The sequence below is a fragment of the Flavobacterium ginsengiterrae genome (assembly GCF_039539785.1).
GTDB classification, from domain to species: domain Bacteria; phylum Bacteroidota; class Bacteroidia; order Flavobacteriales; family Flavobacteriaceae; genus Flavobacterium; species Flavobacterium ginsengiterrae.
Map to the genome: position 1 here is coordinate 584900 of NZ_BAABDU010000003.1, position 25553 is coordinate 610452.

General features: G+C 31.4%; 24 protein-coding genes. 10 read left to right on the top strand and 14 right to left on the bottom strand.

What is annotated here, in order from left to right; all coding sequences use genetic code 11:
* Window positions 1-525: 525 nt before the first annotated feature.
* The gene (locus ABD859_RS05355; RefSeq protein ID WP_345141310.1) at window positions 526-1281 is read right to left on the bottom strand and encodes a lysophospholipid acyltransferase family protein; all 756 of its coding nucleotides are present in this window, start codon (window positions 1279-1281) and stop codon (window positions 526-528) included.
* A gap of 152 nt (window positions 1282-1433) precedes the next feature.
* Between ABD859_RS05355 and trpS the strand changes: the two genes are divergently transcribed.
* The 3 genes from trpS to ABD859_RS05370 all read left to right on the top strand — a co-directional run bounded on the left by trpS (window position 1434) and on the right by ABD859_RS05370 (window position 3433).
* Window positions 1434-2408, top strand: coding sequence for a tryptophan--tRNA ligase (trpS, locus tag ABD859_RS05360; protein WP_345141313.1), 975 nt, complete (start codon window positions 1434-1436; stop codon window positions 2406-2408).
* A 75-nt stretch (window positions 2409-2483) separates the two neighbouring features.
* Entirely contained in the window at window positions 2484-3119 is a 636-nt protein-coding gene (locus ABD859_RS05365) for a hypothetical protein (protein ID WP_345141315.1), read from the top strand.
* Between the two features lie 155 nt (window positions 3120-3274).
* The gene (locus tag ABD859_RS05370; protein ID WP_345141317.1) at window positions 3275-3433 is read left to right on the top strand and encodes a hypothetical protein; all 159 of its coding nucleotides are present in this window, start codon (window positions 3275-3277) and stop codon (window positions 3431-3433) included.
* 285 nt (window positions 3434-3718) lie between these two features.
* Here the strand turns inward: ABD859_RS05370 and dprA are convergent, their stop codons facing one another.
* Window positions 3719-4819: a DNA-processing protein DprA gene (gene dprA, locus ABD859_RS05375; RefSeq protein WP_345141319.1), complete on the bottom strand. Its 1101-nt coding sequence runs from the start codon at window positions 4817-4819 to the stop codon at window positions 3719-3721.
* Between the two features lie 238 nt (window positions 4820-5057).
* Between dprA and ABD859_RS05380 the strand changes: the two genes are divergently transcribed.
* From ABD859_RS05380 to ABD859_RS05400, 5 genes are all read left to right on the top strand, one after another.
* Window positions 5058-6014, top strand: a complete 957-nt coding sequence (locus tag ABD859_RS05380; protein ID WP_345141321.1) for an HU domain-containing protein — start codon at window positions 5058-5060, stop codon at window positions 6012-6014.
* 134 nt (window positions 6015-6148) lie between these two features.
* Window positions 6149-6358, top strand: coding sequence for a hypothetical protein (locus ABD859_RS05385; protein ID WP_345141322.1), 210 nt, complete (start codon window positions 6149-6151; stop codon window positions 6356-6358).
* A complete protein-coding gene (locus ABD859_RS05390; RefSeq protein ID WP_345141325.1) occupies window positions 6339-6632 on the top strand; it encodes a hypothetical protein in 294 nt (97 codons plus the stop codon). Before ABD859_RS05385 ends, ABD859_RS05390 begins: the two co-directional genes overlap by 20 nt.
* Before the next feature lie 25 nt (window positions 6633-6657).
* On the top strand, window positions 6658-7284 hold the full coding sequence (locus ABD859_RS05395) for a hypothetical protein (protein WP_345141328.1): 627 nt from the start codon (window positions 6658-6660) through the stop codon (window positions 7282-7284).
* Window positions 7285-7378: 94 nt separating this feature from the next.
* On the top strand, window positions 7379-7804 hold the full coding sequence (locus ABD859_RS05400; RefSeq protein ID WP_345141331.1) for a hypothetical protein: 426 nt from the start codon (window positions 7379-7381) through the stop codon (window positions 7802-7804).
* 60 nt (window positions 7805-7864) lie between these two features.
* On the opposite strand, the gene ABD859_RS05405 is transcribed toward ABD859_RS05400, so the two are convergent.
* From ABD859_RS05405 to ABD859_RS05440, 8 genes are all read right to left on the bottom strand, one after another.
* Entirely contained in the window at window positions 7865-8623 is a 759-nt protein-coding gene (locus ABD859_RS05405; protein ID WP_345141334.1) for a hypothetical protein, read from the bottom strand.
* A gap of 75 nt (window positions 8624-8698) precedes the next feature.
* Window positions 8699-10978 carry a helix-turn-helix domain-containing protein gene (locus ABD859_RS05410; protein WP_345141336.1) on the bottom strand — a complete coding sequence of 760 codons (2280 nt, stop codon included), beginning with the start codon at window positions 10976-10978 and terminating at the stop codon, window positions 8699-8701.
* A 108-nt stretch (window positions 10979-11086) separates the two neighbouring features.
* Window positions 11087-11665, bottom strand: coding sequence for an OmpH/Skp family outer membrane protein (locus ABD859_RS05415; protein WP_345141338.1), 579 nt, complete (start codon window positions 11663-11665; stop codon window positions 11087-11089).
* 653 nt (window positions 11666-12318) lie between these two features.
* Window positions 12319-13167, bottom strand: coding sequence for a class I SAM-dependent methyltransferase (locus ABD859_RS05420; RefSeq protein ID WP_345141341.1), 849 nt, complete (start codon window positions 13165-13167; stop codon window positions 12319-12321).
* A gap of 78 nt (window positions 13168-13245) precedes the next feature.
* Complete coding sequence (locus ABD859_RS05425) at window positions 13246-13719, bottom strand: GNAT family N-acetyltransferase (RefSeq protein ID WP_345141344.1); 474 nt, start codon at window positions 13717-13719, stop codon at window positions 13246-13248.
* Window positions 13720-13834: 115 nt separating this feature from the next.
* On the bottom strand, window positions 13835-15706 hold the full coding sequence (mnmG, locus tag ABD859_RS05430) for a tRNA uridine-5-carboxymethylaminomethyl(34) synthesis enzyme MnmG (RefSeq protein ID WP_345141346.1): 1872 nt from the start codon (window positions 15704-15706) through the stop codon (window positions 13835-13837).
* 600 nt (window positions 15707-16306) lie between these two features.
* Window positions 16307-16726, bottom strand: a complete 420-nt coding sequence (gene ybeY, locus ABD859_RS05435; protein WP_345141349.1) for an rRNA maturation RNase YbeY — start codon at window positions 16724-16726, stop codon at window positions 16307-16309.
* The gene (locus tag ABD859_RS05440) at window positions 16723-20136 is read right to left on the bottom strand and encodes a DUF4175 family protein (protein WP_345141352.1); all 3414 of its coding nucleotides are present in this window, start codon (window positions 20134-20136) and stop codon (window positions 16723-16725) included. The genes ybeY and ABD859_RS05440 overlap by 4 nt, the downstream gene beginning before the upstream one ends.
* A 163-nt stretch (window positions 20137-20299) precedes the next feature.
* Between ABD859_RS05440 and gltX the strand changes: the two genes are divergently transcribed.
* Together gltX and ABD859_RS05450 are read left to right on the top strand one after the other, a co-directional pair.
* Window positions 20300-21805 carry a glutamate--tRNA ligase gene (gene gltX, locus ABD859_RS05445; protein WP_345141355.1) on the top strand — a complete coding sequence of 502 codons (1506 nt, stop codon included), beginning with the start codon at window positions 20300-20302 and terminating at the stop codon, window positions 21803-21805.
* Window positions 21806-21940: 135 nt separating this feature from the next.
* Window positions 21941-22924 carry an SPFH domain-containing protein gene (locus ABD859_RS05450; protein WP_345141358.1) on the top strand — a complete coding sequence of 328 codons (984 nt, stop codon included), beginning with the start codon at window positions 21941-21943 and terminating at the stop codon, window positions 22922-22924.
* 20 nt (window positions 22925-22944) lie between these two features.
* Here ABD859_RS05450 and ABD859_RS05455 read toward each other — a convergent pair whose 3' ends face one another.
* From ABD859_RS05455 to ABD859_RS05470, 4 genes are all read right to left on the bottom strand, one after another.
* A complete protein-coding gene (locus tag ABD859_RS05455; RefSeq protein ID WP_345141361.1) occupies window positions 22945-23199 on the bottom strand; it encodes a DUF6327 family protein in 255 nt (84 codons plus the stop codon).
* A gap of 5 nt (window positions 23200-23204) precedes the next feature.
* Window positions 23205-23555 carry a competence protein gene (locus tag ABD859_RS05460; protein WP_345141363.1) on the bottom strand — a complete coding sequence of 117 codons (351 nt, stop codon included), beginning with the start codon at window positions 23553-23555 and terminating at the stop codon, window positions 23205-23207.
* 78 nt (window positions 23556-23633) lie between these two features.
* Window positions 23634-23960: a YtxH domain-containing protein gene (locus tag ABD859_RS05465; RefSeq protein ID WP_345141366.1), complete on the bottom strand. Its 327-nt coding sequence runs from the start codon at window positions 23958-23960 to the stop codon at window positions 23634-23636.
* Window positions 23961-24040: 80 nt separating this feature from the next.
* The gene (locus ABD859_RS05470) at window positions 24041-24520 is read right to left on the bottom strand and encodes a hypothetical protein (RefSeq protein ID WP_345141369.1); all 480 of its coding nucleotides are present in this window, start codon (window positions 24518-24520) and stop codon (window positions 24041-24043) included.
* Between the last annotated feature and the right edge of the window lie 1033 nt (window positions 24521-25553).

Genomic DNA, 25553 nt, shown 5'->3' on the forward strand with positions numbered 1-25553 from the left:
ATGTTAAAACCCGGTCTAAGAAAAGATCGGGTTTTTTATTTTCAAAAAAATTAAAAAATCGACGCAACCTTTTAAAAACAAAATCATCTTATAAACAGACATACGATTTGTTTTTGGTATGGGCCATAATACCAATTCGTCGTTTTTTAGAATAAATTTGGTTGGTTGATTCAGTTAAATCCGTTAGTATCCAAGAACTAACGGATTTTCTATAAAATATTTTAAAGAAATTTCTGCCGCAGACGCAACCTTTTTTATTTTTTGTACTCTTAGTAGTATATAACATTAACTTGAGTTTGATAAACTCTTTATTATCAACCCTTATAAATACTTAATCATGAAAGAGAGAATAGAAGTGTTGTTCAATAAAAACCGCAGAAAAACCAAATTAAAATTTAAAAAAGTATTACGATTCATCTCTGAAAAAATAATACACAGATAAACTTTTTGAATTATAAACGGGGGTTTTTATTCAAAAGAAAACCCGACAATTTTTTATATTTTGTCGGGTTTGTAATTTAAAATTTATTCTTTTAAATCTTTCTTTTTAAACTCCAGTAAGCCTTTGTAAATCATTTGTCTTACTGTATCTCTAAGATCTTTTCTATTATCAAGAGTTAGTCCGCTTGTTTCCACAAATGGAAGAATTTTTCCACGCATTTTTCCAGGACTTCCGCTCAAAAAGGTGTATGAAAAACGTTCCTTGTTGTCAGCAAAAACAATTGGAACAATTGGAATTTGATGTTCAATTGCCAGTCTAAAAGCACCGTCTTTAAACTCGTCCAATAAAATAGATTCATCATCTGGAACTCCTCCTTCTGGAAAAATACAAATACTAAGTCCTTGATTTAAGCGGTCTTGAGCCCTTTTAAAAACTTCATTTTTACTTTTAGATGAATTTCTGTCTACCAGAATACAAGTTCTTTTATAGAAAAACCCAAACAGCGGAATCTTTACCAGCTCTTTCTTTCCCACAAAAACAAAAGGATTTTTAATAATTGCCAGCATCAGCATAATATCTGTCATCGAAGTATGATTGGCCACAATCATATAGCTTTTCCCTTTAATTAGCTTTTGCTCTTTTTTTACTTTGTAATAAAAACCCATTCCAAAAAGAATGAATTTAGCCCAAATGCGGGCCATTTTAAAGAAATATGGATATCCGCGTTCAGAAACAATAGAAATAAGCAATAACGGCAGCATAATGAGTATTGGAACCGCCATTAAGATATAAAACCAAATGCGCCAAACTATCCAAAAAACAATTTTTAATCCTTTCATGGTTTCAAATGTAAGAAAACAGAAGTGAATTTTATAAAAGAATTTATATTCTAACAAACTTTGCGAACTTTGCAGTTAAATTAAAAATAAACTTTGCGAACTTTGCGGTTACAATTAAACTTGCAATATTTGCGGTTAAGAAAAAAACGAGAATGGCAAAAATACTTACTGGTGTTCAGAGTACTGGAACGCCTCACTTAGGAAATCTATTGGGAGCTATCATCCCTGCAATTGAGTTATCGAATAATCCTGCAAACGAATCTTTTTTGTTTATTGCTGATTTACATTCGATTACCCAAATTAAAGATGGTAAAACATTAAGAGAAAATACCTTTAGTGTGGCAGCAGCATGGCTTGCGTTTGGATTAGATATTGATCGTGTTACTTTTTACCGACAGTCTGATGTAGTTCAAACAACAGAATTAACCTGGTATTTAAGCTGTTTTTTCCCTTTTCAACGTTTAACGCTGGCCCATTCTTTTAAAGATAAAGCCGATCGTTTAGACGATGTTAATGCTGGACTTTTTACATATCCAATGTTAATGGCTGCCGATATTTTACTTTATGATGCTGAATTTGTTCCAGTTGGAAAAGACCAATTGCAGCATATAGAAATTACTCGCGATGTGGCTTCAAGATTTAATCATCAAATGGGAGAAACATTTGTACTTCCGGAAGCTAAAATTCAGGAAGACAGTAAATTAATTCCGGGAACAAACGGCGGAAAAATGAGTAAATCTGCTAATAACTATATCAACATTTTCCTTGATGATAAATCGTTACGCAAGCAGATTATGAGTATTGAAACCGACAGTACGCCGCTTGAAGCTCCAAAAAATCCTGATACCTGCAATGCTTTTGCGATTTATTCTTTAATGGCAGATGAAAACCAAATTGCGGAAATGAGAGCTAATTATTTAGGCGGAAATTACGGTTACGGCCACGCAAAACAAGCTATTTTTGAATTGATTACAGAAAAATTCAAAACAGAAAGAGAAAGATATAATTATTACATAAATAATCTTGATGAAGTTGATGATCTCTTGAAAAAAGGCGCCGCAAAAGCATCCTTAGTTGCTGACGGAGTTCTAAAAAGAGTTCGTGAGAAACTGGGATTTGAGAAATAAATCGCTATAAATTCAAAAAGCCGCAAATATTTTTTGTGGCTTTTTTTTTACGTATATTTGCTTTTTCTTTATAAAATGGAATTAGCAAAAAAAATCAAAATCCCAATCGTAGCAGATTCTGTCTTAAGTCCCGATGTTTATTACGGTAATGATTTAACCGCAATATATTTTTGTACCGAAGATGATCAATTTGGAAGAATAACTTTTTATAATTTCGATGCGTTAAGAATATGTCGCGGCGAAATGCTTGCCTATGAGTATAACTGGCAGCAGCACGAAAGAGGCACATGGGTTTTTAAAATTGAAAATTCAAACTGGCTCAAAGAACGTTATGCTTACGAAAAAAAACATTATAGAAATTCTTATGAATTTGGAGGCAATGTCGATGATATGCTGACAGATTTTAATCACTATTTATTCTCCTTTCACGATGAGTTTGTAGAAGTAATTGCAAAAGGTTTATGGTTTGAAAAAGACAAAAATTCTTTATTTAAAAAACCTCTGCAGGATGATCATCCTTTTTTAAATTTACCAGAAAATAATCCTGACAAATTCTTCGCACATAACCTCATCTACCAGATACGAAAAAATCTAAAATCTAAAGAAGACTTAATAGCTGACGCGATATATTGTCCTCAAAAATTGATGCAGTTTGCTTTAGAAATTGAAGGTAAAGCCTCAATAAATCATACTGTCGTTTTACAATATTGAAGTGGAAAACTAATTAGTCGATTAAGTGGATATTTTGGAAATCAAATAATTGAATTTGAAGGTATTGCAACCGTAGAAGATATTAAACCATATATAGAAAAATATATGTTAGAAGTTGATACACGTAGAAAAAAAATGGGTAAATAAAAATACAGATGATGACGAAAGAAGAAGCAATTGAAGAATTAATGTACCAAAGCGGAACTCATCCAGATTATGAAAATCAAAATGAAAGATCGGAAAACGGGTTTCTTACACAATTACGCCCATTTAAAAGATGGTGCCGGAACAAAAGAAGCTTTCTGGAACTATAATCAAGACAATCTTTAAGCTTATCAATTAAAACATAGAAAGCTGATCAGAGTGATCAGCTTTTTTATTTATTTTAATTTCTGCACATTTATTTTTCGTAACTTAATATAAATTAATTATTTACATCATTTAAAAAGTATCTAATATGAACAAATATATCGAAGATTACGACATTCCGCCTTACTTGTTTCAAATACTGAATATTGTTTTTGGACTTTTGATAATTTATGTTTTATATCGGATTTTTAAACATTTCAGAAACAAAAATAAATAACAGATTTTACTTGTTAAACTGCTTCAAACACTTTTCCTGGCAAAGGTCTTATAATGCCTTTTAGTTCCATATTTAAAAGAGTTCCGGAGATTTTAAAAATAGGCAGATCGCATTCTAGAGCAATAATGTCTAAAAGTTCTTTTCCGTTTTTTAAAAGGAAATCATAAATCTTTTGTTCATCTGGTTCTAAGTCTATAAACAATTGCTTTTGAATAGCTTTTGGTTTACTTTGAATATCCCAATTAAGCACATAAATTAAGTCTGCCGCGCTTGTTAAAACATTAGCTTTCTGTGTTTTTATCAAATCATTGCAGCCTTGACTATATCGGTCAGTAACTCTGCCGGGAACGGCAAAAACATCGCGATTATAATCATTTGCCATATTCGCTGTAATAAGAGATCCGCCTTTGTCTGCAGACTCAATAACAATTGTGGCTTCACTTATTCCAGCTACGATACGGTTACGCTTTACAAAATTTTCTCTATCAGGATTTGAAGTGCTCCAAAACTCGGTTAAAAAACCTCCATTATATTCCATTTTGGCCATGTATTTTTTGTGATTTTTAGGATAAATCTGATTCAGTCCGTGCGCCAAAACACCAATGGTCTGCAAATTATAATCCATAGCAAACTGATGTGCAATGATGTCTACTCCATACGCAAAACCACTTACAATAACTGGATCTAACGGAATTAAATCTTCAATAAGTTTTCTGCAAAATTCTGTTCCATAAGATGTTATCTGACGGGTTCCCACAATACTGATAATCTTCTTATTTTTAAGATCAATATTGCCTCCGGAAAAAAGCAAAACTGGCGCATCAAAACAATGTTTTAAACGATCCGGATAATTTTCATCCTGAAAAAAAGAAACATTAATATTATTCTTTTTAATAAACTCCAATTCCTGATTTGCCTTTTCAAAAATGCTTTTATCTTTTAAATATTTTAATAACGAAGTACCAACTCCGTCAATCGCAGCAATTTGAGCATTTTTTGCTTTAAAAACAGCTTCTGCATTACCACAATTTACCAGCAATTTCTTCGCAGTAACATCTCCAACTCCTTCAACTTTTAATAGCGCCAACAAATAAAACAATTCCTGATCAGACATTCTCTTAAAATATTATGTAAAATAGAATCTAAAACTTAATAAAAACAAGGCTGCAAATATCATTAAAATAAAGTAATTTCTTAATAAATATTAGATTTTTTAAAAACTCCAATTTGGTATTATTAATAACCTACTTGTTAAAATATTGAAAATAAGATATCTATAAAAAAATTAGAATTGTTAATAAAAATTGTGAATAAAATTTTGATAACTATATTCATTACATACCTTTGTTACTATGAAAATCGAAACTTACATCGCGCAGTTATTGTATCGTTATCAGTGTGTAACGGTTCCTGGGTTTGGAGCATTCCTAACCGAAATTCATTCGGCTCAGCTTAATGAAAGCACAAATTCGTTTTTTCCACCCAAAAAAACACTTTTCTTTAACAGCCGTTTAAAAAACAATGACGGGCTACTTGCTAATCATGTTGCTCAGGCAGAAAATATATCTTACGGTACTGCCGTAAACAGCATAGCATATCAGGTTCAGACTTGGAGACAAACTCTTGAAGAAAATGGCGTTATCAGCTTAAAAAACATTGGAGATCTTCGTCTTAATTCTGAGAACAATATCATATTTACACCAAACGAACAAACTAATTATCTGGCAACATCTTTCGGATTAAGTCCGTTTGTTTCTCCATTGGTTAAAAAAGAAATCTTTGAGAAAAAGGTAGAGCAATTAGAAAAAGAGCCAATTTCTATTTATGAAAATGACGAAGTTAGATCTACAAGACCTTTCTTAAAATATGCTGCCATTTTTGTTCTTGGACTTGGAATTACCGGAAGTATAGGATATCCGTTATACCAAAATCAAATTACGGCACAAACACTAGTTGTAGAAGGAAATGTTCAGAAAAAAGTTCAGAACAAAATTCAGGAAGCAACTTTTGTTATTCAAAATCCGCTGCCGGCTGTTACTCTTGTAGATTCTGCTAAAGTAGAAACTGTTGAAAAAACAATGCCATATCATATCATGGCTGGTGCTTTTAGAAGTGAAGCTAATGCAAGAAAAGCTTACAATCAGTTAATTAAAGATGGTTACAGCGCAAGAATACTTGGCGAAAATAAACACGGATTATTCCCTGTTTTATACGGAAGTTACGCCACAATGTCTGAAGCTGAAAAAGCTCAAAAAGAAATTCAAAAAGGCGAAAATCCAGATGCCTGGATTCTGGTCGAAAATCTATAAATCTTTTAAAATCCTGTTCTCACGAACGGGATTTTTTTTTGTCGTATTCTGATATATTTAAATCTTTTTTGTACTGTTAAACAATTATTTAGAATTTAACTTTGCCTTAAAAAGGTCATTTACATTGAAAGAATTTGAAGAAAAAAACAAAAATCGTAGAACTGATTAAAAAAGCAAAACAATTAATTCCAGAAGAATATCAAACTAATCTGCCACCACTACAATTAACACAAAATATTCCTGAATGGCGCAATTATGAGTATAATATTTGGAACATAGGTGAAAAAATCCGCCAAATAATAAATATTAATAAAAAACTGCGTAATGATAAAGATATCTACTAGGTCATTGATTGAAATAGCATTAAATAAAAATGCAAAAAGAGGCAGACAATCTTTTATAATGCTTTTTGGATATGTTCAGTTTAGTGAATATGCAGAGCCATTGATACAACAAATTGACGACGATTTTGTACAGTTACATATTCTTGATACTATTTACAAAATGCGTGCAGAAGGTTTTTCAAATATTATGTCAAATTATATAAATTCAAAGAATACAGGGGTTAGGAATACCGCTAAAAAATATCTGCTAAAATTTGCTTCAAAAAGTCTTTAGAAATATAAAACTAAAAAATATTATAATGCTAGCAGTTCACTGGACACCAGTAAATAACACTAAAAAAATAATTCGAGGTGGAATAAAGAAATCTAAAAAAGGCCTCTTTTGTTTTCCTCTTACCGGACATAAATCTATAGACAGATGGTGGCTTTATTTTTTTAATCAGTGTAAGGCCAGACAAAGAAAAAAATACAATGGCATTATTTTTAAAATAATAGAAGAAGATCTTCCAGCTTATTTTGGACATTGGATTGGTGCTACTAACAAAGATAAGTTTCTAAAAGACTTCAAAACAGTTAAAGAATTGTCTACAGAATTTAGAAATATTTTGCTGTGGCGAATGGGTGAAATTTTGGCGGCTGAAAAAGGGTTGAAGAATCAATTGTATAGTTATGAAAAACGAATTGAGCTATACTTAGAACTTGCAGAAAAAGAGATTGAAAAATCAAATAAAGCCTTTTCTGATAAGCTAAATGATCTTGATTTTATGACTTATGCTTTAGAAGATTATCAAATTGTTCTTAACAACTCTATACCTGCAAAAAGAATACTAAAAATTATTCCGCAATATGATAAATCAGGCAGACAAATAAGGCAAAAAAAGAAAAAAGACAATAAAATATTCAGAGATCAAATACAGCAATTATAACTTATGTCTTATTCTGTTATTCAAAAAAATTTTACGGGTTATTAATCTCCACTTTGCCTTCTAAATTTCGCTTTTTAATTAAACCTTTAAAAAGATGAATAAAACACTAAAAACCTTAGCGTTAATATTATTTTTAATGAATTCCTACTCGTTCTTTGCACAGAATAATCAGAAAGTAGATTTACAGAAAACCGAAAACCAGGCAAAAACAACTTCTGTAGAAAATCACCGAAAACTTGATGACAAAATTGCTGAATTACAAAAACAGCTGAATGAGATTGAAAAGCAGAAAAAAGAAATTGAAACAAAAAAGAAAAACCTCGTTAAAACTGAAAAAAAATTACAATCAACAAAAGAAAAAATAAGCAGACTTGAGGAGGAAAATCAAAAAATTGAAAACAAAATTATAACCGCATCTTCAGATGAAGAAATTCAAAAAAAAGAAGATAAAAACAACGCAAAACGATGTCAGTATCCAAAAATTAAAATTATTATAAATAACGCAGCAAAAAGAGCTTGAAAAAGTATTATCGGCTCTATAAAACAAACGCGATTCAAATAGAATCGCGTTTTTTAATGTTTATCGTGGAACAATTTTCGCATTTTGGGAAAGTATTTCTTTTCCGTTTTCGTAAATGGTTAACGTCGCTGGCGGAGAATCAGAAGTACCTAAAACGATTATATAGCACTCGTACAAGTAATTGCCTTTTTTAAAATCGAATTTGCTGTTTCCGCCGCTCCCGTCTGCAGTCCATTTTCCGTTAGTTATAATCAAATCCGGTTTTTCGCTCATTTTTTTCTTAATTGACCATGATGCATAACGATAGTTCTGATTTCCTAAATCATCAATCCTGATTCGGAATTTAGAAGTTTCTAAAACATAAACCGGTTCTTTAAAATTGGCAATGCTCGAATGCAGTTTTGTTTTCTGTGAAGCAATGAGTTTTGCTTTTAAATCTTTCTCAAATTTTGACTGATAATTAATTCCTGTAAGCTTTCCATCGGTATCAAACCAAATTGTTCCACGGTTGAGCATAATACCTCGCCAGCCCATTTCTGACCAGTCTTTATCGGCTTTTGACGATGTGATTTCTTTCTTCAAAACATCATCAAAAATTTCAGAATAACGCTTTACAAATTCATCTTTGTTTTTAATTGAAGGAATGGGATTTTCTCTCGTTAAGGGATAAGAAATCATTTTGGCGATTTCTGTTTTTTTATCGGTTTTTACGTTATCGATAAAGGTTTGAATAAATTTTTGATATTCCTTTTTAAGCTCCTGCCCTGAAACTGTTCCGGCAGAAAAAAGAATTAATGCAATATATACCAGCTTTTTCATAATTTCTATTTTACATAATGTTTTTCTAGTTAATACTAAAAATTAGTATTTCACAACAAGTTACAAAATCTAAAATTAATTGATGCTGGCCTTAAATAATTTAAGTTCTTCCCACGTAAATTCCTCTCCGTATTTTTCTTTTAACGGGCTTAAAGATTCTTCCTGATAGAACTCAAATGCTTCACGCAGAGCCAGAATTTTGTCATAAGGAAGCAAATCAGATATTTCAATTTTCTTTGCCTGAACCAGTTTTATCAAATGCGATTCGACAGTTTGCACAGTGAGTTTTCTGATTCTCGCAATGTCTTCAATTGATTTTTTTTCTAACCAAAGTTCGTGAGTTTCTTCTACAGTGGTCTTTTTTGGTTGTTTTTCGGCTGTTTTATCGACTTTTTTAGAAGAATAACGTATAACAGTCTCTTCCACGTGAAACATGTCTGTATTCGCCATTTTAAACTCTTCTTTTATTTTCGCAATTTTATCTGTTTTATAATTTTTTATGGCAGGCGATGTCAAATTCTCTTTGCTGATTGTTTCACGAGAAACCACAATGTCCATCAAAAGTTTTGCTTTCATTAAACGCAGAACTGCTTTAGTCTGCAGATCATCCAGTATTGACAATTCTTCATAAAACTCTTTTACTTTTTTAAACTTTTGAATTTCAGCCATTTTACTTAAAAGATCTGAAACCAGTTTGTCCATTGGTTTAAAAAAGTAATCGTAAGCCGCCACTACCCTTTCCTGCACAAACAGAAGATCGACTGTTTCTTTACTGAAAATTTTATTTAACTGCTGAATGAATTTCTGCGAAGGATCTGCCAGAGCTTCAATTGTTTCCATGCGTTTATGTGCCCACACCGCGTGTTTTGATTTTTCTGAACTTGCTGCATTTTCGTTGTAGCTAAAACGATGATTGCGCCATTCCTGAGCCAAATCTGTCCAATTAAAACTATTAATCAAATAGTTATGAATAAAATTTTTGGTTTCAAAATGAAGCGAGTTTTTCAAATCGTCTTCTGTCGCTTTGTTCAAAGCATAATCCATGACATCCTGATCGTTTGAAAGACCATTCATTTGCATTGTAGAAAGCAAAACAAGCCCGTTTAAAGACGTTAAACGTGAAAGTGCAACATAAGCCTGACCAGGAAGAAAAACCTGCGATACATCGAGCGCTGCTTTTTCAAAAGTTAATCCCTGGCTTTTGTGAACCGTAATCGCCCACGCCAGCTTAATTGGGTAATGCGCAAATGTGCCCAAAACCTCTTCTTCTATTTCTTTTGTGAGTTCGTTTACTTTGTAACGAATGTTTTTCCACTCGTATTTTTCAACTTCGATGGTTTTGTTTTCTTCCGGAAAATGAACAAAAATTTCTTCGCTGGAAAGCGATTTTATAACGCCCATTTTTCCGTTAAAATAACGTTTATCAAACGACAAATCGTTTTTTACAAACATAATCTGAGCGCCCACTTTGAGTTTTAGATTTTCTTCAACCGGAAAAATTTTCTCCGGAAAATCTCCTACTACAAAAGGCTGATATGAAAATTCATTTCCAGCCAAATCATTGATTGCCTGTTCGTTTATAGTATCGGCTTTGGCATTATGAGTGGTAAGCGTAATATAACCGGGATTCATTTTTAAATCGAAATCAGGCTTTACATATTGATTTAAAACTTGAATATCTTCTTTTGTAATCTGGTTATTTCGAAGATTGTTTAAAACCGAAATAAAAACATCATCGCTCTGGCGGTAAATCTTTGATAACTCGATATATAAAGGCGGATTCTGCTGAATTACATGCGAATGAAAAAAGAATTTTCCCTTGTAATAATTGCGGAGTGTACGCCATTCTTCGTCTCTGATTACGGGCGGAAGCTGGAGTAAATCACCAATAAAAAGTACCTGAACACCGCCAAAAGCGCGCGTATTTCTGCGAACCGTCTGCATCATAAAATCAATCGCATCCAATAAATCGGCACGCAGCATACTAACTTCGTCAATAATCAAAAGCTCCATATTTCGAATCACATTTCGCTTTACATTGTTCATTTTGAAGTGTCTGCGAAGCGATTCTTTATTTTCAAATTTTACAGTTTCGGTAAATTGTGAACTTTCTTCATAAGAAGGAATAAAGGCCGAAAAAGGCAGCTGAAACATCGAATGAATGGTTACGCCGCCAGCGTTTAGAGCTGCGATTCCTGTTGGCGCTACAACAACAGTATTTTTATGTGTTGTGGCAATAATTTCGCGCAATAAAGTGGTTTTTCCTGTACCCGCTTTACCGGTAAGAAAGATCGATTTTTGCGTTTGATTAATGAATTGTAAAGTGTAAGCAGCAGCTTCTGAAACGTTTTGCATTATGCTGGTATTAAACGTCAAAAATATCGCATTTTTATAAAAGAAAAAAACCTAAATCCAGATTGGATTTAGGTTTTTCAATTTTAGTTTTAGTTAGTTTTGAAGTTTTTATTTTTTAGTTTCCTCTGTTTTGGCAGGAGCTTTTTCTTCTGCTTTTGGAGATGCTTTGTATTTGTCATTCAAAGCTTTAACTATTTCTTTTGTAATATCATACTTGTCTTCAGCATATAAAACTGTAGCAGCATCACCAGTACCGTAGATATAAGAATATCCGTTTTTCTTACCGTAATCTTTGATGAATTTTTTAACTCCGCTTACAAGAGAATCCATTTCTACACCGCTTTCCTGCTGTAATTGCTGAGATAAAGCTTGCTGAGCATATCCTAATTGCTGCTCTCTTTTTTGCAATTCTGCACCTCTCTGCTGTGCCCATTGCTGACCATTAGCTTGTGCCTGACTTTGAAAATTAGCTGCATCTTGTTTAAAACGAGTAATTTCAGCCTGCAGTTGTCTTCCTTTTTCTTCTGCCTGAGCTTTGTATTTAGCTTCAAGGTCTTTTGCTTCAGTATACTCTTTCATTAAAACTGAAGTATCTATGTAAGCCGTTTTTACTTCCTTAACTTCTGTTGCTTTATTACACGAAACAACTAAAATTGAAAGTGCGATAATTGCTAATGCTTTTTTCATTTTCTAAATTTCTAATTTTTATTGGTATGAACGACAAAAATATAAAAAAATAAATAGGATCGACATAAAGTTTAAAAAATGCTGGAATTTTATGATATTAGTATTCTTTATCGATTAAAATTAAACTATAAAATATCATTATTAAAAACGGCTTTCACAGCTTTTTTTAAATCGGTTTTTTCAAAAAAGACAATACAAACCCTCCTTTTACCTGAGAAAGCCTCTAAAAAGCGCTTATTTTGCGTTTTAGATGTTTTCAGAGCAAAATATTCAACCGAAAAAATATTTTTCCTTCAGTTTTAAAAATTTAATTAAAAAAATGGATAGAAATCAAAATTTTTATGTTTTGCAATTTTTAAAAACTTGAAAATAGATTTTAGCTGCAAAAATTTATTTTGAAAAAAATCCGGTTCATTTTAGAAAATTTTTTCTTTAATTTTTGAAGTTGAAAAAACTGAGGAAAAAACAGCAGAAAAATTCCAAAGAGTCCATTTTTTAGAGCTATTAGTTTTCTTTATCGAGAGAAAAATTACTATAAAATATCGCTATTAAAACCGGCTTTCACAGCTTCTTTTTAATCGATTTTCTTTAAAAAGACAACACAAACCCTCAATAAAGCAAAATAAGCGCTTTAAAGGCGCTTATTTTACGTTTTACTTGTTTTTTAGCACATAAATGTGCGAAGAATATTCTTTTGTTCCAGATGCTTTTAAATTTGACTTTAAACCCACAAAAAAAGCGCGGATAAAATTCATTTTTCCTGTTTTGTATTTTTCAGACAAAAGACTCACATAAAAAGAATCAAATTTCATTGGAAGGACTTTTTCTAATTTCATGTCTACATTTTCAAAAAGCAACTGAATGGCTTTTTTTGAAAAATGCCAAAAGTGAATCGGCACATCAAACGCCGCCCAAAATTCTTTGTAATGTTTCGCGTCGTAAGATTTAAAATTTGGAACCGCAACAATTAATGTTCCAGTTGGTTTTAAAAGACGCTTCAATTCTGCAATTTGAATTTCTAAATTTGGTACGTGTTCCAAAACGTGCCACATCGTAATTACGTCAAAAGAATTATTTTCTAAAGCTGCCGTTTCTTCCACAAAAGAAATTCCTTTTTGCTTGGCAATATTTTTTGCACGATCACTTGGTTCAACTCCAACTACATTCCATCCGTCATTTTTTGCCGTCAATAAAAAATCTCCTGTTCCGGCACCAATGTCTAAAATTTTGCCTTTTTGAGATTGTTCTGAATTTATCAAATTCAGTTTATTTTTTAAAGCGATGCTTTTTACAAAATGATACGCTTTTTCAAAAACGGAACGTTTGTTATCTGTATGCGAAATATAATCTTCACTTTCGTAATATCTTCCTAAATTTTCTAAATCTGGCTGCGGAGAAGTTATCAGCATATCGAGATTTTCATCATAGTACAAATCGAAAATTTCTTTTGAAACAGAATGGTCTTTTACAGTAAGAAAATGTTTTTTGTTTAAAACGTCCATTTTTTAATTCTAGTTATTTTTTGGTTTATGTGTATAACAAATCCTAAAAACGAAAAATTCATTTTTAGGATTTCTATTTTATAATTCTTTTTTCTTCCAATTTATTTTTACAGCAGAAATTATTTCATTTTCAATTCTGAAATCTGAAAAAACTTTAAAGCCATTTTTTATATAAAACAACAAAGGCGATTTATAATTTTCACCATTTTGTTTTTTATCATTTTCGTGATGAATAACCCATCCGTTTAAATCGTCAAAATTATTCTTCATTTCTTCCAGCAGAAAAGTTCCATAACCTTTTCTTTGAATTTGACTATCGATCATAAATCCGAACCAATTTTCATCATTTCGAAAAAAAGTAAATGCCCAGCCTTTTATTTCATTTTCCTGATCAAGCAAAAAGAAATGTTTTAGATTTTTTAAATTATCTAAATACATCTCAAAATCCTGAAAAGTTTTAGAGCCTAATTGCAACGGATATTCATTATTACGAAGCTGCCAGATTTTCTTCTTTTCAGTTTCTGATAAAATACTTTTCTGTACAACTTTCATAATTTTAGAAATGGTTTCACGTGGAACATATTTTAATTTTAGATTTCAGAATATAGATTTTAGATTTTTAAATCATAATGAACAAATAAAATCTATATTCTAAAATCTAAAATCTTTACCTTCCCATATAAATCAAAAGCACGGAAATATCACTTGGTGATACACCGCTTATTCTTGATGCTTGTGAAATTGTAACTGGACGAATTTTACTTAATTTTTGTTTCGCCTCAATCGACATTGATTTAATTTTATTGTAATCGAAATTATCCGGAATTTTTACTTCTTCTAAACGATTTAGTTTATCAGCGTTATTTCTTTCCTTTTCGATGTAGCCAGAATATTTTACCTGAATTACGGCTTGCTCAACAATTTCTTCATCAAGATTATTTTCTTTGATGTATGCATCTACTTTTTCGAATTTCAGCATATCCTCCAATTCGATCTGCGGACGAGAAAAAACTTTAAACATTTTATCTCCCTGCGAAATTGGAGCTGATTCTTTTTCAACCAAAATTGGATTTGCTTCGGCAACCGTAACACTTGTTTCTTTAAAGAACGCAACCATCTTTTCAGACTCGTTTAATTTGTGTTCCATTCTTCTCATTCTTTCTTCAGAAGCTAAACCAATTTCAAATGACATTGGAGTCAATCTGAAATCGGCATTATCTTGACGCAACAATGTTCTATATTCTGCTCTTGATGTAAACATACGATATGGTTCTTCTGTTCCTTTCGTAATCAAGTCATCAATTAGTACTCCAATATACGCTTCGTCTCTTTTTAAAATCAAAGGCGATTTTTCGTGTACTTTTAAATGTGCATTTATTCCGGCCATCAAACCTTGCGAAGCTGCTTCTTCATATCCTGTTGTACCGTTAATCTGTCCGGCAAAATATAAACCTTCAACAAGCTTTGTTTCCAAAGTATGTTTTAATTGTGTCGGCGGGAAATAATCATATTCGATTGCATAACCTGGACGAAGAAATTTTACATTTTCAAAACCAGCTACAGAACGCAATGCTTTAAATTGAATATCTTCTGGAAGTGAAGTTGAAAATCCGTTTACATAAACTTCACAGGTTTTCCAACCTTCAGGTTCAACAAAAAGCTGATGACGTTCTTTATCTGCAAAACGATTAATTTTATCTTCGATCGAAGGACAGTATCTCGGACCTAAACTTTTTATTCTTCCGTTAAACATTGGCGAACGATCAAAACCTTCTCTCAAAATATCGTGAACATTCAGCGAAGTGTAAGTCATGTGACAAGAACGTTGATGCGTTAACGGAACGGTTAAATCCGAATAAGAAAACTTATCCGGTTTTGCATCTCCTTTTTCTTCATTCATTTTCGAATAATCCAAAGAACGTCCATCAACTCGCGGAGGTGTTCCTGTTTTCATTCTTCCGGCTTCAAATCCTGCTGCGATCAAATCTTCGGTAATTCCAGTTGCGGCACTTTCGCCTGCTCTACCTCCACCAAACTGTTTTTCTCCAATATGAATTAATCCATTCAAAAAAGTTCCGTTTGTCAAGACAACAGATTTAGAACGAATCTCAACTCCAAGAGAAGTTCTGATTCCTTTTATTTTTCCATTCTCGATAATCAGACCTTTTACCATTTCTTGGTAGAAATCCAAATTCGGAGTTCCTTCCAACATCATTCTCCATTCTTCTGCAAAACGCATTCTGTCACTTTGAACTCTCGGAGACCACATTGCCGGCCCTTTTGATTTGTTCAGCATCTTGAACTGAATTGCAGTTCTGTCTGAAACAATTCCTGAGTATCCGCCAAGCGCATCGATCTCACGAACGATTTGTCCTTTTGCAATTCCACCCATCGCAGGATTGCATGACATCTGTGCAATGTTTTGCAAACTCATAGTAACCAATAAAGTTTTGGACCCTAGATTTGCTGCCGCTGCCGCGGCCTCGGAACCGGCATGACCAGCACCCACAACAATAACATCGTATTCTTCTAAAAACATTTTTGTTTTATTTTTTCTCCGAAAATCATTCTACGAATGTTTCAGAATTACTTTTTATTTTCTGTTCCACGTGGAACGAATAATTCTTTTTCAATTAAAATCTAAATTCTAAAACTTGATTCATGTTCCACGTGGAAACAAAACACTAAATTTTCAAATCCAAAAATTTCAAAATCACACGTTCCACGTGAAACACATTCAGTCAAATTTTGATTTCAAAACTTTTCTTATGTATCATTTAAAAACAAATATTAATCTTTTCAAATCAGAAACGTTTCACGTGGAACACATTATTCAAACTAAAAAAAACGAAAAAATTCTATCAAATTTTAAAATCGTTCCACGTGGAACGATTAATTAAATTATCATTTTCAGAATAGAATTTCTTCATATTTACGTTCCACGTGAAACAATTTCTTTATATCAATTCTTAAAAATAGATTTATTTTCTTTTAAAACGTTTTACGTGGAACGCTTAAAATTTAAAAATTCTACACTTTTAAAACAAACTGTTCCACGTGGAACCATCTTTTATTGTCTTTATTATATATAGTGTTTCACGTGGAACATAAAATCTATATAGCTTTTTTAGATGTTTAATTATTGTTCCACGTGAAACATACTAATTTTTTCATCTTCTTTTGAACGCATTAATTCTGCATCCTTATCTGTTTTATCTTTATATCCGCAGTAATGTAAAATGCCGTGAGCAATAACACGCTTTAATTCTTCTTCAAAAGAAACATTAAAATCCTTTGCATTATCTTCTACTCTTTCTACAGAAATAAAAATATCTCCGCTGATTTCATTACCAACTGTATAATCGAAACTAATAATATCTGTTAGTGTATCGTGATCTAAATACTCTACATTTATCTTATGCAGGTAATCATCATCACAAAATATATAATTAATTTCACCTTCATTCTTCTTTTCAGAAACAATTACAGCGCTTAACCAATCGGTATAAGCTTGTTCATTTTCTAAAGTAAATTCGGTTTCGTAATTAAAGTTTATCATTTTGTATTAAAATATTCTTGAACTTTTTGATTAAAATTTGAGCGCAAAGGTAGCGATTGTCTATTTAAAATTTCTACACTATTTAAATATTCAGTTAATGAGCTTGGTAACGCATTTGATTTATTAGAAAATTCAGCCTTATTTGTTTCAGATTGACGCTTCGTATCTTGTCCTTGTTCCTGAACTGCGTTATTTAATTTCCATAGTTCTTGCTGAATATTTAAGATTCTCTGCAGGTTTTCATTTTTAAAACCTTTATTTAAAATCTGTTTTTCCGTAGCTTTCATTTGTTCAATCGCTGCTCTTCCTTGTGCATCTAAACCTTTTTTAGCTAATTCTTTTTGTAATGCTTCACGAAGTTTTACCTGCTCTTTGTAAATCTCCATGATCTTTTCTGCATCTCCTTCTCCATCGTCACCTTCATTTCCTTCATTATCTTTACCTCCATTTTTATTTCCCTGACCGTTTTTACCTTGTCCGTCTTTTCCATCTTTACCAGATTCTCCTTTTCCATTTCCATCTTTACCCTGACCATTTTGGTTACCTTGTCCTGGTTTTCCTTCTCCGCTTTTTCCCTGCTGACCACTTCCTGGTTTGTCACCTGGCTTCATTCCTTCTTTCATTTTATCAGCCAGACCTTTTTGTTTTTGAATAATATCTGGTAATTGCATTCCTTGTCCATCACCCGGTTTTGGTTTTCCAGTTCCTGGTTTAGACATTTGCATCTGCATATTATTTAATAAGTCACTTAAAAAATCAGCCAGTTTGTTTGCAGATGAAACAGCATACTGCTGGTGAGAAACTCCTTTTGGTATTTGTACATCGGTTAAAACTTCAATCGCTTTGTCCATATTATATTGTACGTTTCCAATTTCCTTTGTTACATCTTCTGCAATTTTTGGATTTCTAAGAGACATCGCAAACAAGCTGTCATCGACATGACGGAACTGTTGTTTTAAATTCTGCTGAATTTTTATGTTTTTTGTAAAGGCAGATGAACCTAATTTCATCGATTTAAATTGTTTCATTACCTCTTCCTGAGATAATGAAAATGCTAAAAGGTTATCCAGAATCTGACGAAGCATGGCAACATCTTCTTTTAATTGTTCCTGTTCTCCGCCTTCCATACTCGAACTCATTTCCTGAGCCATGCTCTTCATTTTCTTTGAAGCGCTCTTTTGTTTTTGTTTTGCCGATGAAGAATTGTTTTTACTTAGTTCTTCTGAAGCTTTATTTAAATCATTTTTTACATCTTTTTCTTTTGAAGCATCTTTAGGAATATCCAAAGGAGACTTTAAAGAATTGTTTTCGTCTTTCAAATCTTTAAGATCTTCTTGTATTTTATCGAATGATTTATTGATATCATCCTGCTTCTTTTTTGTGTTTTCTTTGTCTTTATTAGATAACTGTTCCTGTTGTTCTGACAGTTTATTTAATTTTTCAGCAACCTGTTCTGCTTTCTTTTCTACATAAAAACGTTTCGTTAATTCAACTAATTGTTCTAAATTACGAGATTGGTTTTTACTGATTTGTTTGAACTTTTCCATCTTATCAAACAGTTCTTCACTGTTTAATTTATCGTTTAGGTTCTTTAATTCATCTAAAAGTTTTTGATTTTTCTCTAGATCTTTCTCTGCATTATCTAAACGTTTTTGTAAATCATCTGCAGTTTTATCCTTTTTTTCAGAGCTGTATTTATCTAAATTCTTATTCATTTTTTCAGCAAACTGCTTCATCATTTCGTCTTGTTGTTTCTGACGTTTAATAAAATCATTTACTTTCTGCTGATCTTTGAACTCTAAATTGTCTTTTTCTTTTCCTGTATTTTTCAGCTTATCCATTTCAGAAAATTGCTTTTCCTGATTCTTTAATGATTTAGATAAACTGTTTATGTTAGCATTTTGCTGTTGTAATTCTGCATCCTGAATTTCATCTGTAGTAGAAACTCGATCTAAAAATGTCGAAGACTTTGTACTCTTAAATCCATGCAATGCATCATTATCAAAAACCTCAAAATAGTATTCATACGATACTCCTTCCTGAACAGCAAGGTTACTTGGAAAGTTAAAAACAAACTGATCAAACACTGCCTGCTTTACAGGAATGGTTCCTCGTTTAGCAGTTTGAGGTTTTCCATGTTCGTAATAAACAATCTGTAATTTCGATAAACCGTAGTCATCACCCAGTCTCCCTAAAACATAATTCTTATCTAATTTTAAACTGTCTGGAGCTGGCGCAACTGTAATTGTTGGGTTTTGATCTTTAATAACAGACAGCTGATAATCTAGTTTTTCGTAGTTTTTGACCTTATTATTTGAGGTAAGAATTTGATATTCTGTATTTTGAACTATATTTTTAGCCAGTTTAAACTCGTTTTCATCCTTTTTAAAGTTAAAACTAGCGTTCTCATCTTTCCAAACAACCTCTTGAGTAGACTGCGTATTCATTCTCCAGGTTACAGTTGTGCCTTCAGGAACAATCGCATTTCCGGTTCCCTGAATAATTTCTGATTTCTTTTTTAGGTAGGATGGAAAGTTTAAAATCATTTCGAAGTTGGCAATCGAAGGAACTGTAATAACTTTTAATTCATATTCATTTGATGAAACTGAATTTCCTTCAAAAGAAAAAGCAACATCTGAAGTTGGTTTTTCAATCTTAAATTCAAACTTTCCGGTTTGAGAAGATTCCATAAAATAGCTTTCATCGCCAATATGAATCATAACATTTTCCGGAACAACGTTTCCTTCTGTTTCTACTTTTACAATAAAATCTTTGTTTTGTTCTGTCTGCAGATTGTCATTCAGCACTACAAATTTGAAAGGAGCCGGTGGTAAAAAAGAAGCATTGAAATGTACTACTCTATTAAAACTCTGAGAAATTATATTACTGTTTCCAGAAACAAAAAACACAGCAAATAACAAAACCGGAATCAAAGCCAATGGCAGATACTTCTTGTTTGATTTAAAATTGATAGCATTTCCAAATGGAATTGGCTGTAAAGAATTTGCTTTTTGTTCTATAGAAGCTAACATCAACTCTGAACTTTCTGCAGAATTTTCATGAGATGAAAGCTGCAAAAAGTTCGTAAGCTTATCGCTTACTTCTGTAAAATGATTTCCAATAATCGCCGAAGCCTGATTGTAATCTATTCCTTTTTGAAGTTTGAAGAGTTTAAAAATTGGAAATAATATAAATCGAAACAACAGGAAAACTTCGACTGCAATAAATAACCAGAATAAAAGTGTTCTTCCTACGGGTTTAAGCCATAGAAAATATTCCACAAAAAGCGTAAATAGAAAATATAAAAGTCCAAAACCTATAAAAAGAAGTGCTCCTTTTATTAGTTCATTGGTATAATATTTTTTAATAAATCCTTCTAACTTCTGATATATTGCAGATGATGTTTTCAAAATAAAATCTCTTTTAATTATAACCCATAAAAGTAGTAATTATTGAGATTCAAATTCCAAAAAATAAATTCCAAATTCCAACTGCAATACAAACTTGGAATTTGGAATTTTTAAAAATTTGGAATTTAAGTAATGTTGTATCTTTGCATCAAAATTTAAACAAATGTCAAAGCAAGTTCGTGTGCGTTTTGCACCAAGTCCAACTGGACCATTACATATTGGCGGAGTGCGTACTGCCCTATTTAATTATTTATTTGCCAAAAAACATAACGGTGTTTTTTATCTGAGAATTGAAGATACAGATCAGACTCGTTTTGTTCCCGGAGCTGAAGCTTATATTATGGAAGCTTTAGAATGGTTAGGAATTGCTCCTGAAGAAACGGTTGGGAAAAATGAAAAATTTGGTCCGTACAGACAAAGCGAACGTAAAGATTTGTACCAGCAATATGCCGATCAGCTTATTAATTCTGGCTGGGCATATTATGCTTTTGATACTCCTGAAGCTCTTGATACTTTAAGAAAAGAGCAAGAAGCAGAAGGAAAAACTTTTATTTACAATCATACCAATCGTGAAAAACTGGATACATCTTTGGTAATTTCTGCTGATGAAGTTTCTAAAAGAATTGCAAATGGAGAGCATTATGTTATCCGTTTTAAAACTCCGGTTGATGAAACTTTAAATTTAAAAGATATCATTCGCGGTGATGTTAAGTTCGAAACGAATCTTCTTGATGATAAAGTTCTCTTTAAAAGTGACGGAATGCCAACGTATCATTTGGCCAATATTGTTGATGATCATTTAATGGAAACTTCACATGTAATTCGTGGTGAAGAATGGCTTCCTTCAATGCCACTTCACGTTTTATTATACAAAGCATTTGGCTGGGACGCTCCGGAATTTGCACATTTACCTTTGATTTTAAAACCTGTTGGAAACGGAAAATTATCTAAAAGAGATGGAGACAAAATGGGATTCCCTGTATTTCCTTTAGAATGGAAAACTGAAGAAGGTGTTTCATCTGGTTACAGAGAAAACGGATTTTTCCCTGAAGCTGTTGTAAACTTCCTTTCTCTTTTAGGCTGGAATGATGGAACAGATAAAGAGTTATTTTCTTTAGATGAATTAGCAGAAGCTTTTGACTTAAACCGAGTTCATAAAGCAGGAGCTAAATTTGATCCAGAGAAAAATAAATGGTTTAATCACCAATATTTAGTAAAACAAAATGATGCAGATTTAGCGAAAACCTTCTCTGCTATTTTAGTAGAAAAAGGTGTTGATGTTTCTAAATATGATGTTACGAGAATCGTTTCATTGATAAAAGAAAGAGCAAATTTCGTTTCAGAATTTTGGGATTTAACTGATTTCTTTTTCCAGGCACCAATATCATATGATGAAAAAGCAAGCAAAAATTGGAAAGAAGAAACTCCGGCTTTAATGCAGCAATTGATTTCTGTTCTAGAAAATATTGGAGATTTTACTTCTGTAAATATTGAAACAATTGTAAAAGACTGGTTAACTAAAAACGAAATTGGTATGGGTAAAGTTATGCAGCCTTTCCGTTTAAGTTTGGTTGGAGCATTAAAAGGTCCTCACCTATTTGACATTGTAGAAATCATTGGAAAAGAAGAAACTATTTCCAGAATCCAAAAAGCAATTACAGCTTTGTAATCAAAATATAATTTAAAATTTTAAACGCTAGGATGCATTTTCAAAAATGTTCTTAGCGTTTTTTTAATGTCTAAAACTTTTATTTTAGAAGAATTTTCGTAATTTACCAAAATCATAAATATAAATTAAATAACCATGAGTACAGCATTTATTATCTTACTAGTATTGGCATTCTTCATTTTCATGTCGTCTTTCTTTACTGTAAAACAACAGACCTCTATCATCATTGAACGATTTGGAAAATTTTTGAGTGTTAGAAATTCAGGATTGCAATTAAAAATTCCAATTGTAGACAGAATTGCAGGACGTGTAAATCTTAAAATTCAACAGCTTGATGTTATCATCGAAACCAAAACAAGAGACAACGTTTTTATTAAAATGAAAGTTTCTGTTCAGTTTAAAGTGATTCAGGAAAAAGTATATGAAGCTTTTTATAAACTAGAATATCCACATGATCAGATTACTTCATATGTATTTGATGTCGTTCGTGCCGAAGTTCCAAAACTAAAATTGGATGATGTTTTTGAAAGAAAAGATGATATTGCCGTTGCAGTAAAACGCGAATTAAACGAAGCAATGTCTACTTACGGATATGATATCATCAATACTTTGGTTACTGATATTGATCCGGACATTCAGGTAAAAAATGCCATGAACAGAATCAACGCTGCTGACAGAGAAAAAACTGCTGCAGAATTTGAGGCTGAAAGTTCAAGAATTAGAATCGTTGCAAAAGCAAAAGCCGAAGCCGAAAGTAAACGTTTACAAGGTCAAGGTATTGCAGATCAGCGTCGTGAAATTGCAAGAGGTCTTGTAGAAAGTGTTGAAGTTTTAAACAATGTAGGTATTAATTCTCAGGAAGCTTCTGCCCTAATTGTTGTTACGCAGCATTACGATACTTTACAAGCAATTGGTGCCGATGCAAATTCTAACCTAATCTTACTTCCAAATTCTCCACAAGCCGGAAGTGATATGTTGAATAATATGGTAGCTTCTTTTTCAGCATCAAACCAAGTTGGTGAAATGATGAAAAAACATAGTAAAAAAATAGAAAAACCAAAACCAATTCAGCCTCAATCTGGATATGAAGATGACATTCAACCAGATGTTCAGCAATAATGACAAAATAAAAAAGAGGCTTAACTGCCTCTTTTTTTATTTATAAACCAATTGATTATAAAGGGAATAATTGATTGTAAAATTTCTGGATATGATTTCTTAACATAATCTGTATAAGATGAAACAAATCCATTAACTAAATTTTGCGGTGTAATGCTTTCTTTAGTTTTCTGAAAACTCAAAACTAATTTCTGATAATTAATCTCTTTTTCAAGTTTCAAAATTTCTAAATCTCTTTCGATTTCAGCATAAGACGAGTATTTTTTTTTCTCCATAATTCTTAATCGTTAAAAAATATTTCTGAAAATTTCTCTAAAATTGGACCTTCAACCATTTTATCTTTTATAAAGAAAAGTAAAATAGTAAACACTAAATAGATCCCTCCTACTGCTAAAAATCCAAGTGCATTACTTTCAAACAAAGAACCAAATGCATAAGCAGCGGCAAAAGATCCAAAAATCATTACCATACTGAAACATAATAAAATCAAGGTAAACTTAAATATTAAAGTTGTTGATTTCATTGCAACTTTAAAACCCCAAAGTTTGTAGTAAGCTAAATGACTATCTATGTAGACTTTAGTTTGTTCCTGGATTTTTTCGGTGTTTTCTTTTAATTCTTCGAAAGCCATAATTGAATTTTAAAAAATAAAAAAAAGCACAAAACTACTTATAGAAATAAGCCAGTAATGTGCTCTTTGTAATTATTATTATTTTTGAAGTTTAGCGTTTTGTGCTTTTAAATCAGCTAGTTTAGATTCTAAAAAAGTGATCACTTCTTCTGTTTTGTAACTTACATTTGATAGTAATTCTGTTAGCGTTCCATCAAGATTTTGAGTTGCACTTGTGAACTTTTCACGAAGGACTTCAGAACTAGCATCAAAAGAATCTTTTATATTATGTTTTGCATCATCAAAACCTTCCTTAATTTTTGCTCGAGTTTTTGATCCTTTATCTGGAGCAAATAAAATTCCGATTGCCGCTCCCGCAGCTGCTGCAGCTAAAATTGCTGCTGCCGTATTTAAGTTCTTAGACATGATATTACAATTTTAAATTATTACTAAAGATACTTCTTTTTAAAATTCTAAACTCCTTAATTTAAAATTTAACAATAAAATTAATACACGTAACTCACTGCTTCATATTTACCATCAGCTTTTTCTATTATACTCACAAAAGGATAACCGTTTGAAGCTGATTTAGATTTGATTCTCATTGCAGTTTGTTTTTGATTTGCAATTGGCGGTTCACCTTTTGTCCTAGTCGAGACACCTGTAAAACTAGCTGCCTGTTTCAGTCCAATTGTCTTTTCCTGAGGCAGAACAGTTACCATTTTGTAATCATCTTTTGAGTCAACTACAATTTTATCAGAGATTTTCTGAGTTTGTTTTGTTTGTTTATTTGTAATAGATGAAACAGCATGTTTGCTAATTTTTACTTCTTCCTGACTTCCGTTAAGAGAATAATAAATTAAACCATTTTCATTTTTAATGAAATTAACATCCAGTTGTTCTCCATTATGTTTAGTAATTTGATGTGTTTGAGAAATTGCAACATTTGCAAATAACACTGCCAGCGTAAAATATAAAATTTTCATGATAATTGAATTTAGATTAAAATTAAAAATTGACAGATTGAATTATAAAAAACAAATTGTAACCTAAAACTAATGCTATGGAAATTTCATAATTATGAAGTAATTTGAAAAATACCTTTTACGCGAAATATTATCAAAACCACATCACAATAAAAAACAGAACATAAAATTGTCTTTTCAAGAATTCTTTTTAGATTGAAAACCAAGATAAAAATTGTCTTTTTATTTTAAGCTTACAATTCAATTTAGAATCTAATCGGAAATATCAATTTTCTATAAAATCATCTCTGACTTTGGTATTGAGTTAAAAATAGCAACTTTATAAACAATTGTGTGTTAACAACGCGTTAAACTGACTAAAATAACAGCTAAAAGTTAAATAAAGAGTCTAAATTAACAATAATTAAAAAAATGAGTTATCTATCGATTAACTTTAAAAAACGTCTTAAAATCAATATATGAAGGTTGATTTCAATAAAAATAAATTATACAAATTAATATTAAAATCAATTTAATAAATAATTAATAAAAACTTTTATTATAATAAATCAATCAATTAAAATTATACTAATAAAAACCTTAGATTTTAAAATTTGAGATTGAAAATAAACTTTAAAAGGACAAAAAGGAAAATTTGACTGTTGAAAATTTGAAAATTGTCCTAAAATTGACAAAAACTTAAATTAAGCTTTTTAAGAAATGATTTTAAAAATTATGAAAAGGAAGTCGGAAGATTTTTAAAGTTGTCGCAAATTAAATCTATGAAAGTCAATTTTAATCTATAAAATATATTAAAAATAAAATTTCAATAAATTTTATAAATAATAATCAAAATAAATAAAAATTAAATTCTATATCAATTACATATATTAAATAAATTTTAATTATACTAAAAACTAAAAAACTTAAATAAAACCTATACTTTACTAAAAAATTTGTTTTAAAAAAGTAAAAATTAAAATAAAGCTTTCTATTGAATGATTATTAAAAATAGGAAAAGGAAGTCGGAAGATTTTTAAAATTAGCTTAAAAT

Coding starts and splice junctions, on each gene's coding strand:
- ABD859_RS05450 (WP_345141358.1), top strand. CDS start 21,941: ATGAGTACAGCATTTATTATCTTACTAGTATTGGCATTCTTCATTTTC.
- ABD859_RS05415 (WP_345141338.1), bottom strand. CDS start 11,665: ATGAAAAAAGCATTAGCAATTATCGCACTTTCAATTTTAGTTGTTTCG.
- ABD859_RS05380 (WP_345141321.1), top strand. CDS start 5,058: ATGAAAATCGAAACTTACATCGCGCAGTTATTGTATCGTTATCAGTGT.
- ABD859_RS05395 (WP_345141328.1), top strand. CDS start 6,658: ATGCTAGCAGTTCACTGGACACCAGTAAATAACACTAAAAAAATAATT.
- gltX (WP_345141355.1), top strand. CDS start 20,300: ATGTCAAAGCAAGTTCGTGTGCGTTTTGCACCAAGTCCAACTGGACCA.
- ABD859_RS05370 (WP_345141317.1), top strand. CDS start 3,275: ATGATGACGAAAGAAGAAGCAATTGAAGAATTAATGTACCAAAGCGGA.
- ABD859_RS05355 (WP_345141310.1), bottom strand. CDS start 1,281: ATGAAAGGATTAAAAATTGTTTTTTGGATAGTTTGGCGCATTTGGTTT.
- ABD859_RS05405 (WP_345141334.1), bottom strand. CDS start 8,623: ATGAAAAAGCTGGTATATATTGCATTAATTCTTTTTTCTGCCGGAACA.
- ABD859_RS05465 (WP_345141366.1), bottom strand. CDS start 23,960: ATGTCTAAGAACTTAAATACGGCAGCAGCAATTTTAGCTGCAGCAGCT.
- trpS (WP_345141313.1), top strand. CDS start 1,434: ATGGCAAAAATACTTACTGGTGTTCAGAGTACTGGAACGCCTCACTTA.
- ABD859_RS05470 (WP_345141369.1), bottom strand. CDS start 24,520: ATGAAAATTTTATATTTTACGCTGGCAGTGTTATTTGCAAATGTTGCA.
- ABD859_RS05410 (WP_345141336.1), bottom strand. CDS start 10,978: ATGCAAAACGTTTCAGAAGCTGCTGCTTACACTTTACAATTCATTAAT.
- ABD859_RS05455 (WP_345141361.1), bottom strand. CDS start 23,199: ATGGAGAAAAAAAAATACTCGTCTTATGCTGAAATCGAAAGAGATTTA.
- ABD859_RS05365 (WP_345141315.1), top strand. CDS start 2,484: ATGGAATTAGCAAAAAAAATCAAAATCCCAATCGTAGCAGATTCTGTC.
- ABD859_RS05400 (WP_345141331.1), top strand. CDS start 7,379: ATGAATAAAACACTAAAAACCTTAGCGTTAATATTATTTTTAATGAAT.
- ybeY (WP_345141349.1), bottom strand. CDS start 16,726: ATGATAAACTTTAATTACGAAACCGAATTTACTTTAGAAAATGAACAA.
- mnmG (WP_345141346.1), bottom strand. CDS start 15,706: ATGTTTTTAGAAGAATACGATGTTATTGTTGTGGGTGCTGGTCATGCC.
- ABD859_RS05420 (WP_345141341.1), bottom strand. CDS start 13,167: ATGGACGTTTTAAACAAAAAACATTTTCTTACTGTAAAAGACCATTCT.
- dprA (WP_345141319.1), bottom strand. CDS start 4,819: ATGTCTGATCAGGAATTGTTTTATTTGTTGGCGCTATTAAAAGTTGAA.
- ABD859_RS05460 (WP_345141363.1), bottom strand. CDS start 23,555: ATGGCTTTCGAAGAATTAAAAGAAAACACCGAAAAAATCCAGGAACAA.
- ABD859_RS05425 (WP_345141344.1), bottom strand. CDS start 13,719: ATGAAAGTTGTACAGAAAAGTATTTTATCAGAAACTGAAAAGAAGAAA.
- ABD859_RS05390 (WP_345141325.1), top strand. CDS start 6,339: ATGATAAAGATATCTACTAGGTCATTGATTGAAATAGCATTAAATAAA.